Source organism: Achromobacter sp. SLBN-14, from assembly GCF_006715415.1.
Classification (GTDB): Bacteria; Pseudomonadota; Gammaproteobacteria; order Burkholderiales; family Burkholderiaceae_B; genus Achromobacter; species Achromobacter mucicolens.
This window is the reverse complement of record NZ_VFNE01000001.1, coordinates 174,188-186,463: the sequence shown is the minus strand read 5'-3', so window position 1 is coordinate 186,463 and position 12,276 is coordinate 174,188. Positions and strand designations below refer to the sequence as shown.

The 12,276-nt window shown below is 65.1% G+C and carries 12 protein-coding genes; 1 reads left to right on the top strand and 11 read right to left on the bottom strand.

What is annotated here, in order from left to right; genetic code table 11:
• Positions 1–45: 45 nt before the first annotated feature.
• The 9 genes from FBY20_RS00810 to FBY20_RS00770 all read right to left on the bottom strand — a co-directional run bounded on the left by FBY20_RS00810 (position 46) and on the right by FBY20_RS00770 (position 8,621).
• Positions 46–1,098 carry a FecR family protein gene (locus tag FBY20_RS00810; protein ID WP_056316218.1) on the bottom strand — a complete coding sequence of 351 codons (1,053 nt, stop codon included), beginning with the start codon at positions 1,096–1,098 and terminating at the stop codon, positions 46–48.
• Positions 1,099–1,106: 8 nt separating this feature from the next.
• Positions 1,107–1,628 carry a sigma-70 family RNA polymerase sigma factor gene (locus FBY20_RS00805; RefSeq protein ID WP_128828040.1) on the bottom strand — a complete coding sequence of 174 codons (522 nt, stop codon included), beginning with the start codon at positions 1,626–1,628 and terminating at the stop codon, positions 1,107–1,109.
• Positions 1,629–1,861: 233 nt separating this feature from the next.
• Positions 1,862–2,758, bottom strand: coding sequence for a polysaccharide deacetylase family protein (locus FBY20_RS00800; protein ID WP_142049365.1), 897 nt, complete (start codon positions 2,756–2,758; stop codon positions 1,862–1,864).
• Between the two features lie 15 nt (positions 2,759–2,773).
• Positions 2,774–3,484 carry an ABC transporter ATP-binding protein gene (locus FBY20_RS00795; RefSeq protein ID WP_142049362.1) on the bottom strand — a complete coding sequence of 237 codons (711 nt, stop codon included), beginning with the start codon at positions 3,482–3,484 and terminating at the stop codon, positions 2,774–2,776.
• Entirely contained in the window at positions 3,462–4,244 is a 783-nt protein-coding gene (locus FBY20_RS00790) for an ABC transporter ATP-binding protein (RefSeq protein ID WP_142049359.1), read from the bottom strand. The genes FBY20_RS00795 and FBY20_RS00790 overlap by 23 nt, the downstream gene beginning before the upstream one ends.
• Positions 4,241–5,227, bottom strand: a complete 987-nt coding sequence (locus FBY20_RS00785; RefSeq protein ID WP_142049356.1) for a branched-chain amino acid ABC transporter permease — start codon at positions 5,225–5,227, stop codon at positions 4,241–4,243. Before FBY20_RS00785 ends, FBY20_RS00790 begins: the two co-directional genes overlap by 4 nt.
• A 13-nt stretch (positions 5,228–5,240) precedes the next feature.
• Complete coding sequence (locus FBY20_RS00780; RefSeq protein WP_160144393.1) at positions 5,241–6,110, bottom strand: branched-chain amino acid ABC transporter permease; 870 nt, start codon at positions 6,108–6,110, stop codon at positions 5,241–5,243.
• Positions 6,111–6,135: 25 nt separating this feature from the next.
• Positions 6,136–7,302, bottom strand: coding sequence for an ABC transporter substrate-binding protein (locus tag FBY20_RS00775; protein ID WP_082586176.1), 1,167 nt, complete (start codon positions 7,300–7,302; stop codon positions 6,136–6,138).
• A 38-nt stretch (positions 7,303–7,340) separates the two neighbouring features.
• Positions 7,341–8,621, bottom strand: a complete 1,281-nt coding sequence (locus FBY20_RS00770) for an amidase (RefSeq protein ID WP_255452195.1) — start codon at positions 8,619–8,621, stop codon at positions 7,341–7,343.
• A 116-nt stretch (positions 8,622–8,737) separates the two neighbouring features.
• Here FBY20_RS00770 and FBY20_RS00765 point away from each other — a divergent pair, with 116 nt between their 5' ends.
• Positions 8,738–9,667: a LysR substrate-binding domain-containing protein gene (locus FBY20_RS00765; protein WP_056316242.1), complete on the top strand. Its 930-nt coding sequence runs from the start codon at positions 8,738–8,740 to the stop codon at positions 9,665–9,667.
• A gap of 47 nt (positions 9,668–9,714) precedes the next feature.
• Here the strand turns inward: FBY20_RS00765 and FBY20_RS00760 are convergent, their stop codons facing one another.
• Together FBY20_RS00760 and FBY20_RS00755 are read right to left on the bottom strand one after the other, a co-directional pair.
• A complete protein-coding gene (locus tag FBY20_RS00760; RefSeq protein WP_056316245.1) occupies positions 9,715–10,431 on the bottom strand; it encodes a GntR family transcriptional regulator in 717 nt (238 codons plus the stop codon).
• Positions 10,432–10,447: 16 nt separating this feature from the next.
• Positions 10,448–12,223: an IlvD/Edd family dehydratase gene (locus FBY20_RS00755; protein ID WP_056316248.1), complete on the bottom strand. Its 1,776-nt coding sequence runs from the start codon at positions 12,221–12,223 to the stop codon at positions 10,448–10,450.
• Positions 12,224–12,276 lie beyond the last annotated feature (53 nt).

The following is a 12,276-nucleotide window of genomic DNA, read 5'->3' as shown; positions in this document are numbered from 1 at the left end:
TTGCTGTGTGCTCACCCTCCTTGACCCTTGGGATCGAAAAACGGATCAGCTTTTTTGTAACAACGGTGACTGACGCGCCGTGTCGGGGCCGGCGATGAGGTGCAGACGGCGGCCGCGCCAGCGCCGCGTCTCGGTTTCCACGCGGATGTCCAGCGTGGCGCTGAGCGCGGCCAGCACCTTGTCCACGTTGTTGACGGGAAAGGAACCGGACAGCAGCCGGTCCGCCACGGCGGGATCGCAACTCAGCGTATCGCGGCTATAGCGGCCGAGTTCGGCAATGAAATCGGCCAGGCGCATGCCGCGCGCCACGATGAAGCCGTCTTTCCAGGCGATCTGGTTGGTCTCGGCGGCGGCCGGTTGCGCGACGCCACGCGACGAGTAATGGGCGCGCAGTCCCGCCTGCAACGTCAGTCCGTGCGCGGCGTCGTCGCGCGGGCGGATCTGGACGGCGCCTTCGAACACGCTGACCTCGGTCGAGGTGTCCAGCAGCCGCACGGCGTATTCGGTGCCCAGCGCTCGCGCGGTGCCGTGCGCGGTCTCGACAAGAAAGGGCCGGTGGGGTACGCCTGTCTCTTGGGCAGTGGTGATCAGGATTTCGCCCGCGATGAGCGCCACGCGCCGCAAACCCGCGCTGTAGCGCACGTCGATGGCGCTGTCGGTGTTCAGCACCACACGGGTTCCGTCCGGCAGCGTCAGGCTGCGGTGTTCGCCGATGGCGGTGCGATGGTCTGACGTCCAAGTGCGCCACGGGGCGCTCTGCCCGACGCCCCAGGCCGCGCCGCTGGTGATACCCAGGACGCTCACGGCCTTCAATGCGCGCCGGCGCTGGGCGCAGGCGGGGGCGGCCAGCGCTGCCTGCGCGATGGCCGAGCTTCCCGGGGCAGCCAGCGGCTGCAGTCGGCCTTGCACGGATTCGATGCGCAGCCACGCGCGCTCGTGGTCGGGGTGCGCGGCGCGCCAGGAGGTCCATGCCCGCACTGTTTCGGGGGCAACGGGGTCGTCTTGCAATTGCACCAGCCATTCCAGCGCGCGTTGCGCGACGGCGGGCGATACGGCAGCCGCATCGCGGGTGGCGCCGTACCACGGCGAGGCGGACATGCGGCGGCTCATCCGGTAAAAGACAGATCGGCGAAGCAGCAGCGCTGCAAGGCCTTGACGAGATAGCGCTTGACCGTGGGGACCGAGATGCCCAGCGCCTCGGCCACCTGGGCGTGCGTGTGCCCGTCCAGCTGCGACAGCAGGAATGCCTGCCGCACGATGGCGGGCAGCCCATCCAGCAGACGGTCCAGCTCCAGCAGCGTTTCCAGCACGATGGCCCGGTCCTCGGGCGACCAGTGCACCGCCTGCGGGGCCTGGGCCAGCGCTTCCAGATACGCGCGCTCCAGTTTCTCGCGGCGCCAGTGGTTGGACACCAGGTGCTGGGCGACCGTGGTAAGAAACGCGCGCGGCTCGGTGAGCGTGGCCGGAATCCGATCGCTGCTAAGCAGGCGGATGAAGGTGTCGTGAGCCAGGTCTTCCGCTTGATCCGCGTTGCCCAGGCGGCGGCGCAACCATCCTCTCAGCCAGGAGTGGTGATCGCTATAAAGCGTTTCGATGGAGGAGGGGAAGGCGCATCCCGGCGTACTCAAGATCCAACCTTTTGATCAAGCCGCCGGCGCCTCGCAGTCGGAGGCGGGACAACTGCTCATGCGAATTACGGGAAATAGTAATTGTTATTATTACCGATTCCAGGCAGGGCTTGTCAAATTGTTGCCGGGCGAGGGTGGCCGGGCGTTGCCGGCAGGCGTCAGATATAAGCGGCCGGATAGGTGGTTCTGAAAGCGAGTGGCGGAATCGGTTTCAGAACCGGTGGGGCACTGGGCTATTGCGGCATGGTGCCGGGGCCGAGCGCCGCGCAGTGATCGTAGATGGCGCCCGGCCGGGTGAACCAGATCTTGTCGCGCTCGGGGTGTTCGACGATGTACTTCAGCGCACGGCGCAAGGCCCGCAGGCGGTAAGGTTGGCCGACGATCATGGTGTGCAGCGCAATGCCGCAGACCAGAGGCTGCCTGGCCGATTGCGCCAGCATTTCGTCGAACTGATCGATGATCATCTGTTCAAATTCCACGGCGGAATGGCGGCGCACCAGCATCTGCGGCGAGTCATTGATCTCCAGCGGATAGGGCACGGACATCAACGGGCCTTGTTGCGTGCTCATCCATACCGGTTGGTCGTCGGCCGGCCAATCCATGACGAATTTGTAGCCGGTGTCCACCAGCAGTTCCGGTGTCTGGTGGCTTTGCGACATCCATGGTCCCATCCAGCCGCGAACATCCTGGCCGGTATGCGTCTTGATGGCATCGCGCACCTCCAGCAGCAGGCGGCGTTCGTCGGCCGGCCAGAGATGCCCTTGGGCTTCGGCATTGGTCCGGCCATGGCCGATGATCTCATCGCCACGCGCAAGCAGGCGTTCGGCGATCTGCGGCGCGTAGTCAAAGACCACGGTGTTGAGCAAATGGGCGGCCGGCAGCTCAAGCTCATCGAACAGATCCAGCAGGCGCCAGACGCCGACCCGGTTCCCATAATCTCGCCAGGCGAACGCGCGTACATCCGGCTGCGGCAGCTCGGCGCCAAGATTGTGTCCCCGGCCGGCGCCGAAGGCGAAATGCTCGATGTTCAGGCCCAGGTAAACCGCCAGGCGTTTGCCTTGCGGCCAGTTGTAGTTGCTGCGTTCTGGAATCGCGCTATAGGGATAGCGGTCGTGATACGGAAGAAGCATGATGGTGTCCTGTGTTTAAACGCCTAGAAAGGCAGTCTGTACCTTGGGGTCTTCGAGCAGGGCATCAGAAGCGTCGTCATAGACCTTCTCGCCCAATTGCAGAATGGCGGTCCGGCTGGCGACGCGCATCGCCCAGTTGGCGTTCTGTTCCGCCAGCACAAAGCTCAGGCCTTCGCGAGCCTGGATCTCGAGCAGAATGTCGCCAATGCGCTCGACGACAATAGGCGCCAGCCCCAAAGAGGGCTCATCCAGGAGGAACAATCTTGGTCCGCTCATCAGCGCACGGCCGATGGCCAGCATTTGCTGTTCGCCACCGGACAGGCTACCCGCAGCCTGGCGGGCGCGTTCCTTCAGGCGCGGGAAATAGCCGTAAATCTCGGTCATGCGCTGCGTGGCGCATTCACGGCCCCGGCCGAACGCGCCCATCTTCAGGTTTTCGGCCACCGTCAGCGACGGAAACACGCGCCGTCCCTCCGGCGAGAACCCAATGCCCAGCTTGACCACTTCCGAGGCAGGCAGTGTCTTGATGCTGCGGCCTTCCCAGAGAATTTCGCCCTGATATTGCCGCGCCAGGCCGGAGATGGCGCGCAAGGTGCTGCTTTTGCCGGCGCCGTTGGCGCCGATGAGCGCGACGGTTTCACCCGCGGCGATGGTCAGCGACAACCGGCGCGTGCCGACCACCTGGCCATAACGTACTTCCAGATCACGCAATTCCAGCAGTGACATTTCTCGTCCCCAGATAAGCTTCGACAACCCGGCTGTCGCGCAGCACGTCGGCCGGTTTGCCTCGGGTCAATTCCTGGCCGGCGGCAACCACCAGCAGGCGGTCGCACAGGCCGGCGATAAAGCGCATGTTGTGATCGATCACCATGACGGTGACCCCGGATTCGCGCACTTGCTGGATGACCTTGCGCACCTGGTCGGTTTCCTCGGCGCTAAGGCCGGCAACGGGTTCATCCAGCATCAATAGCCGAGGCCGAGCCGCCAGTGCAATGGCAATGCCGAGGATCTTCTGTAAGCCGTAGGGCAGACTGCCGGCGCTGGCATCGGCCACGGCGCGCAGATTCATGCTGCCGAGCAATTGTTCGACCAGCGCGTCGGACTCGGCCCGGCGCTGGCTGCTGCTGCCCATGCCGAACAGCGCCGGCAGCGCGCCGGGATAGCGCAGCAGATAGCTGCCGCGCACCAGGTTTTCGCGCACGCTGGCTGCGCTGTAGACGGCTGTGGACTGAAAGGTGCGCACCAGTCCGCGTCCGCTGAGTCTGGATGGCGCCCAGCCGGTCACTTTTTCGCCATCGAAGACGACCGTGCCGCGTGAGGGCATGATGACGCCGCTGATCAGGTTGACCAATGTGGTCTTGCCCGCGCCGTTGGGGCCGATGACGCCAAGAATTTCGCCAGCATAGACTTCGAAACTTACGCCATCGACCGCTTTCAGACCGCCGAAGCTGCGACCGATGTCTTGCACCTCAAGCAGGGTTTTCATGCCTGGCCTCCACGGCGGCGCGTGGCCAGCCAGCTGAACAGACCTGCCAAGCCCGAAGGGAAGGCGGCCATCACGACGATAAGGGCGATGCCGAACAGAATGCGCTGCACTTCGACGTAGCCGCGCAGCAATTCGGGCAGGGCAACCAGAAAGACGGCGCCAATAATGGGGCCGATGGCGTTGTACATGCCCCCCAGCACATTCATCACGACCAGATTGAGCGAATCGACCATGCCGAACGTGGTCGGGTCGATGTACCGCATGAAGAAAGCCAGCAGCCCGCCTTGCAGGCCTGCCAGCGCGCAGCCCAGCACGAAAATGCCGACCTTGAGCGGCAACACGCGCACGCCCGAGCATTCGGTCAGACGCGGCGCCTCACGCACGGCATCGATGGCGCGGCCGGTTTCCGACATCAGCAACCGCACGCACAGCAGGGTGCATAGCGCCGCCGCGATCAGGGACACGTAGTACTGGGCCAGCGGTGAACTCCAGGCCGGGTTGAGCGGTGGGAGATTGGACAGCCCATTGGCGCCGCCCGTCAGGCTTTCCCATTCGACCAGCACCAGACGGATGATCTCGCCCAGCAAAAAGGTCACCAGCACAAAATACTTGCCGGTCAGGCGAAGTAGCACCGGGCCGACCAGCAGGGCGAGCAGGCCGGCTGCGGCAGTACCCACGGCCAGGCCCATGGCGGGCGGCAGTTGCAGTTTCGTGACGGCCAGCGCGCAGCCATAGGCGCCGATGCCGATAAAGCCTGCGTGCGATAGCGAAATATGGCCGGTTCTGATGATGAGGTGCAGGCTCAGGGCGCCGATGATGTTGAGCAGAATCAGCGCGCCGATGGCGAGCAGGAAGGCGTTGTCGAACACCTGGGGCGCCAGGGCCAGCAGCGCCAGCACCAGCAGGCCGGCCAGACTGGCTGCCAGGCCGCGCGAGCGCCGGGGCCGTGCGGGTCGCGCCAGGGGCATGGATAGTTGAGTCATGAGTGCGCGTCCTTCAGTGTTCGGGTTTGCCCAGCAGGCCCCAGGGGCGTATCACCAGCAGGGCGATGACGACCGCAAAGGAAACAAAGGTCGAGGTGGCCGAGCCGTAAAACGTGGCGAGGAAACTCTCGGCAAAGCCGAAAATCACACCGCCGAGCGCCGCGCCGGGAATGCTGCCCATGCCGCCCAGAATGACCACGATGAAGGCAACCATCAAAGGCCGCTCTCCCATGAAGGGCGAGAGTGCATAGGTCTGGGCGTAGATGGCTCCCGCGATGGCGGTCATGAAGACGGCCAGAAAGAATGCCAGCTGGTAGATGCGGCGCGTGTTCACCCCCTGCGCTTCGGCGATCTCGATGTCTTCGGCCGAGGCGCGCACCGCCAGGCCGTAGCGGCTGCTGCTCATGAAGGCCCAGAACGCCAGCAGTACGGCGATGGCGATGCCTATCACCATCAGCTTGTCGGCGGGAATCATGACCGGGCCCAGTTGCACCATGGTGTCGAGCGCTGCGGGCACCGAACGCTCATAGACGTCCCAGACCAGCACGCTGGTGTACACAATGGCGATGTCCAATCCCAGCAGGCCAATCATGCTCTGGAACATCTTTTGATAGAAACGGCGGTACACCAGCCATTCCAGGATCAGGCTTAGCGAGGCGACTGTCAGTGCCGCCAGCACGATGGCGACCACGTATGGCAGCTTCAATTCGCCGAAGTAGTAGAACAGGGCGTAGCCGCCCAGCATGGCGAAACTGCCATGCGCGAAGTTGACGACTTTCATGATGCCGAACAACAGCGTGAAGCCAAGCGCGATCAGCACATAGATCGCACTCAGGCTCAAGCCATTGATCAGCACCTGCATCAGCACAGGTGCGGAGAACATGAGCATTCCTCGAAACGGGACGGGCTTATTCCTTGACCGGAACCAGGGAAGTCAGGGCATGCGGCTTGCCGTTCTTGATCTCGGTGATCCAGAACTTGTTCAGCAATTGATGGTTGACGCCATAAGCGCGTTCGCCGCCCCAGACCACCGGGCCGTAAATGCCGGCGTCAAAGCCGCTGATGCTCTCCATCGCCTTGCGCACCTTATCGGTGTCGCTGACCGTTCCCGCTTCTTCGATGGCCTTGAAGAGAATCCGCGCCGAGTTGTACCAGCCGGGCGTCTGGGCATTGATGACGCCGCTCCAGCGCTTTTTGTAGTTTTCGACGAACTTCCTGGCGGCGGGTTCGTTGAAGTCGAACACGTCATAGGACATGAAGCCCTCGGCCAGCGGGCCGGCGATATCGGCGACCTCATCGATGCCAGGGCCGCCCACCTGCCAGATGATGCCCTTGTAGCCTATCTGGCGAGCCTGTTTGACCAGCAGGCCGGCCTCGCCTGGCGCGTTCAAATTCAGGTCCAGCACATCGGCATCCTGGGCCATCATGCGCATCAAGAGCGGCGTGAATTCTTTGGAGCCGCGCTCATAGCCTTCCGACCACACGCTGTAGCCGGCGTCTTTATAGGCCTGGCCCAGCGTGGGCATCACGACTTGCCCGGTGGCGTCATTGGGCACGATCAGGGCCACTTTCCTGGCTTTTGGACGGTTCTCCTTCAGCCACTTCACCATGGCCGGGCCGAACTCGACATTGCTGTTCATGGTGCGGAAGTTGTAGCCGTCCTTGCCGTTCTGCTTGAGGATGTCCGGCGCATAGCCATTGGACAGCATGATGACGCGGCCCTGATTGACGATGGGAACTGCCGCCATGACCGACGGCGTGCCGATGGGCCCGACGATGAACTTGACCTTGTCGTAATTGACCAGCCGTTCGGCGGCCGTGCGCCCGCCGGTGGCGCTGTACTTGTCGTCATACATCAGCAATTCGGGCTTATAGGTCTTGCCGCCCACCTTGAGGCCGCCTTGCGCGTTGACTTCGTCGATCGCCATCTGCACGCCGCGCTGCACCGCCAGGCCCCACGCGGTGCCTCCACCCGACAGTGGCCCGATACCGCCGATCTTCAGTGTCTCCTGGGCGTGGGCGCCCAGGCTCAATGCACTCAAGGCCAGTGTGGCCAGGATATGTTTTGCTTTCATTGGTATTCCCCTTGTAGTCGTACTGCGGTTGACTGGATTCACGAGGCAGGCGGCGGCTGCAGCGCCTCGGTCACAAAGCGGGCGGCGGCGAGCAGGCGCGTGTCCTGGCCATAGGGGCCAATGAGCTGCGCGCCCACTGGCAGGCCGCCCGGGCCGATCTCCAGCGGAAAGGAGATGCAGGGCAAATGCAGCAAGGTCCAGATCGCGCCATATCGGGGCGAGCCGGCCGACTGGTGGCCGGCTTCTGCTTCGCCTTCGGCGGCGGGATACAGCAGCACGTCGTAATCGCTGAACAGCCGGCGCGCACGCGCCCGCAGCCGCGCGGCCTGTTGCAGCATGAGGGTGTACTCGTCCAGGCCGATTTCGGTGCTGAGCCGGGCCACCAGGCGCGGGCTCAGGCGATCTGCGTGTTGCAGGCGTTCCTGCGCCAGGGACAGGCGAGCCTCGAAGGCAAAGATGCGCAACTGAAGCGCTTCCAGCGCTTCGAACTCGTCCGGCAGCCAGAAGCGTTCAACCGTGCAGCCCTGGCCCTGCAATACGGCGGCGGCGCGCTCGATGGCGGCCAGTGTTGCCGCTTGCGCATAGTCCCATTGGCGGGACAGGCAGAGCCCCACGCGCGGGCGTGCGCCAGTCGCGGCCATGACGTCGCGCGCGGCATGCAGGCCCAGGGTGAAGAACGCCGCGTCGGCCACATCGCGAACGATCACCCCGACCGTGTCTTGCGAGGGGCTCAAGGCCTTCATGCCAGCCGAGGCGATCAGGCCGAAGCTGGGTTTGAAGCCCACGACGCCGCAGTAAATGGCAGGCCGGACAATGGAGGCGGTGGTCTGAGTGCCGAAGGCAACCGGCACCATGCCATCCGCGACTGCGGCGGCCGACCCGCTGGAGGAACCGCCAGGCGTATGGCTCACGCGCAGCGGATTGGCGGCGCGGCTGGGCGTTTGCGTGGCGAATTCGCCTGTGGCGACTTTGCCCAGAAGCATCGCGCCATGATGGCGGGCCATGGCGATGCAGCTGGCGTCGGTGGACGGGCGATGGCCTTGATAGATGGGTGAGCCGTACTCGGTTGGATAGTCGGCCGAATCGAAGATGTCTTTGGCGGCGAACGGCACGCCACGCAACGGCGCCCCGGCCAAAGGCGTGACACGCCGGGCTTCTGCCAAGACGCGCTCGGGGTCATGCGCCACAAAGGCCTGTATTTCGTCGTTGCGCTCGGCGATACGGTCCAGGCAGGCCCGCGCCACCGCTTCGGGGGTGGTGTCGCCGCGGGCGATGGCAGCGGCCATTTCGCAGGCCGTCCATTGATTCAAAGGCTTCACAGTGAGATCCGTTGTGGGCTACGTCACTGAGAACTTTATGGTTGGCCAATTGGTATGTCTAATACAATAAAAAACAGCAATTAAGATGAAAACTGACCTAATGTTCGGGGTAAGCCATGTCCTTGGTTTCACGCGCGCTGCGCGCGTTTGTGGTGGTGGCCGAAGAGCTGCACTTTGGCCGGGCGGCCGTCAGGCTCAATCTCAGCCAGCCGCCGCTTAGCCAGTTGATACGCCAATTCGAGGCCCAGGTCGGCACCGAGCTGTTCGTGCGGTCCACCCGGTCCGTCAAGTTGACCAAGGCGGGCGAAGTGCTCTTGCTGCGCGCGCGGCGTTTGCTCGACGAGGATGAGGCCGCCGTGCATGCGGCGCGGCGTGCCGGCAGCGGCGATGCCGGGCGGCTGGCGGTGGGTTTTGTCAGCACCGCGGCTTATCAGGTCTTGCCGCGTGTGCTGGCGAAGTACCGCGCGGAGTATCCGGACGTTGAATTGGTGCTGGAAAATGCGCTAACTAGCGAGCTGACGGAACAGTTGATGGCCAATACCATCGACCTGGCGATCTTTCGCCGTTTGCCGCGCGCGGTCGAGCCCGATCTGGTGTTTGAGCGGGTGCACCGCGAGAAGATGATCCTGGCCTTGCCGCCGGGACATCCGCTGACACGTTATGAACGCGTGCCGATGGCGCGTCTTGACGGTCTGGATGTGGTCGGCTTTAAACGTGAGGCCTCGTCGTACTTCAATGCCGTGCAGACGCGATTGTTCCGGGATCACAATGTGCGGCCGCATATCGTGTACGAGAGCGTTCTGCCGACCTTGCTGGCGCTGGTCGAAGGCGGAATGGGGGTGGCCCTGGTGCCGGAATCGGCGGCGACGCTGCGCATTAACGGCGTCGAATACCGGCCGCTGACGGGGCAGCAAAATGCCTTCGATGTGGACCTTTACTGTGCTCGCCGCCCCGACAACGTCAACCCCACGGCAGAGGCCTTCGCCCGGATTCTGCGCGGATCAAAGAAGGGCTTGCCCGCCGGTTCCGAGGCTAAAACGAAGTGACCGAGATTGATGGATGCGTTGACAAGTAAGCCATCACCAGCGAGCGGTCAGATCGCAGCGGAAGGCGGCAGGTACGCGCCCTGCGTCTGCGCATACGCCTGTTGCGAGGCCAGATAGGCATCGCGCGACGGGATCAGGTGGTCGCGGCACACGGCCATCAGCGCGTCGCGGTCGCCGTCGCGCAGTGCCTGGATCATCGTCCAGTGCTCCTGACGCGCCCGTTCGCGGTGGCCGGCTGTCACCAGCGAGCCGAAGCGGATCGGGTGGGTGCGGCGCGCGTATTCCTCGATGGCCTGGCCCAGCACGGCGTTGTCCAGCAGGCCGACGAATTCACGGTGAAAGTGCTGGTTGCTGCGGAACACGCGGCGCGCGTCGCCCGCGGCCACCGCGGCGTCGTGCTCGCGCTGCACGGCCACCAGCGCGGCCAGCCGCGCTTCGGGCACGGGCAGCGGCATCTGGCGGGCGGCGTGCACTTCCAGCACCTCGCGCAAGGCGTACAGCTCCATGACCTCGCGCACCGAGAACGCCCGCACCACCGCGCCGATGTTGCGCTTTTTCTCGACCACGCCCAGAAGCTCCAGGTCGACCAGCACCTGGCGCACCGCGTGCCGCTTCATGCCAAAACGCGCCATCAGCTCGTCCTCGGTCAGGCGTTCGCGCGGATGCAGCCGGCCGAAGACGATGTCTTCCTCCAGCGCGGCCACCGCCGCCTGTACGGCGTCGGGGGCGGGTTCCTGCAAGGCGGCGGGCGTGATGGCGTTCATGGCGATGAGGGTAGGTTTACTTCTTGGGCACCGTGTCGTGCGTGACGCCGGCGCGCAGGAAGTCGAAGTCGACGCCCTGGTCGGCCTGCGTCACGGACTGCAGGAAGAGCTTGCGGTAGCCGCGGTCGGCGGCCGGCCGCGTGATGGGTTGGGCGGCGGCGCGGCGCGCCAGCTCCGCGTCGTCGACCAGCAGCGCGATTTCGCGCCGGGCCACCGACAGGCGGATGCGGTCGCCGTTCTGCACATAAGCCAGCGGACCGCCGATGGCGGATTCCGGCGTGACGTGCAGCACGATGGTGCCGGCCGCGGTGCCGCTCATGCGGCCGTCCGAGATCCGGACCATGTCCTTGACGCCGGCGCGCGCGAGCTTCTTCGGAATGGGCATGTAGCCAGCTTCGGGCATGCCCGGCGCGCCAGTGGGGCCGATGCGCTTGAGCACCAGGATGTCGTCGGCGGTCACATCCAGCGCGTCGTCGTCGATGCGGCGCGCCATGTCCTCGGCGTCTTCGAACACCACCGCGCGGCCTTCATGCTCCATCAGTTGGGGATTGGCCGCCGACTGCTTGATGATGGCGCCGCCGGGCGCCAGGTTGCCGCGCAGCACGGCCAGGCCGCCCACCGGATAGATGGGCGCGGCGGCCGTGCGGATGACGTCCTGCTTGAAGGGCGGGGGGGCGTCGTCCAGTTCTTCGCCCAGCGTGCGGCCGGACACGGTGAGCGCGTCCAGATGCAGGAAGGGGCGCAGCTCGCGCAGCAGGGCGGGCATGCCGCCCGCGTCGTGGAAGTCTTCCATGTAGTGCTGGCCCGACGGCTTCAGGTCGACCAGCACGGGCGTCTCGCGGCTGATGCGGTCCAGGCCGGCCAGGTCGATGTCGATGCCCAGGCGGCCGGCGATGGCGGTCAGATGGACGATGCCGTTGGTCGACCCGCCGATGGCGAGCAGCACGCGCAGCGCGTTTTCGATGGACTTGCCGGTCAGGATGCGGTCCGGGGTCAGGCGCGAAGCCGCCATGGCGACGGCGGTGGCGCCGGTGTGCTCGGCCACGCGCACGCGGTCGGCGGTGACGGCCGGGGCCGAGGCGCCGCCGGTCACCATCATGCCCAGCGCTTCGGTAATGCAGGCCATCGTGCTGGCCGTGCCCATGACGGAACAGGTGCCCACGCTGGCGACGAGCTGGTTGTTCACGTCGGCGATCTCGACAGCGTCGATTTCCTCGGCGCGGTAGCGGCCCCAGTAGCGGCGGCAGTCGGTGCAGGCGCCCACGCGCTCGCCGCGGTGCGAGCCGGTCAGCATCGACCCGGTGACGAGCTGGATGGCGGGTACGCCTGCCGAGGCGGCGCCCATCAGTTGCGCAGGCACGGTCTTGTCGCAGCCGCCGATCAGCACGACGGCGTCCATCGGCTGCGCGCGGATCATCTCCTCGGTGTCCATGGACATGAGGTTGCGCAGGTACATGCTGGTGGGCTGCGAGAAGCTTTCGTGCACCGAGATGGTGGGAAAGTCCATCGGCAGGCCGCCGGCCAGCATGACGCCGCGCTTGACGGCCTCGATGAGCTGCGGGGCGTTGCCGTGGCAGGGGTTGTAGCTGCTGCCGGTGTTGACGATACCGATGATGGGACGCGCCAGGGCATCGTCCGACAGGCCGGCGCCCTTGATGAAGGCCTTGCGCAGGAACAGCGAAAAACCCTTGTCGCCGTAATTGGTCAGCCCGCGGGCGACGCCTTGCGCGGTGGCGCTGTCGCTGTCAAAGGGGCCCTTGCCGGGCTTGCCGCCCTTGGTCTCGTCCGTCATTTTCAGTCCCGATAATATTATTGATAATCCTGCGGCGTCATCATATCCAGCCC

Coding starts and splice junctions, on each gene's coding strand:
- FBY20_RS00810 (WP_056316218.1), bottom strand. CDS start 1,098: ATGTCCGCCTCGCCGTGGTACGGCGCCACCCGCGATGCGGCTGCCGTA.
- FBY20_RS00800 (WP_142049365.1), bottom strand. CDS start 2,758: ATGCTTCTTCCGTATCACGACCGCTATCCCTATAGCGCGATTCCAGAA.
- FBY20_RS00795 (WP_142049362.1), bottom strand. CDS start 3,484: ATGTCACTGCTGGAATTGCGTGATCTGGAAGTACGTTATGGCCAGGTG.
- FBY20_RS00790 (WP_142049359.1), bottom strand. CDS start 4,244: ATGAAAACCCTGCTTGAGGTGCAAGACATCGGTCGCAGCTTCGGCGGT.
- FBY20_RS00785 (WP_142049356.1), bottom strand. CDS start 5,227: ATGACTCAACTATCCATGCCCCTGGCGCGACCCGCACGGCCCCGGCGC.
- FBY20_RS00780 (WP_160144393.1), bottom strand. CDS start 6,110: ATGTTCTCCGCACCTGTGCTGATGCAGGTGCTGATCAATGGCTTGAGC.
- FBY20_RS00775 (WP_082586176.1), bottom strand. CDS start 7,302: ATGAAAGCAAAACATATCCTGGCCACACTGGCCTTGAGTGCATTGAGC.
- FBY20_RS00765 (WP_056316242.1), top strand. CDS start 8,738: ATGTCCTTGGTTTCACGCGCGCTGCGCGCGTTTGTGGTGGTGGCCGAA.
- FBY20_RS00760 (WP_056316245.1), bottom strand. CDS start 10,431: ATGAACGCCATCACGCCCGCCGCCTTGCAGGAACCCGCCCCCGACGCC.
- FBY20_RS00755 (WP_056316248.1), bottom strand. CDS start 12,223: ATGACGGACGAGACCAAGGGCGGCAAGCCCGGCAAGGGCCCCTTTGAC.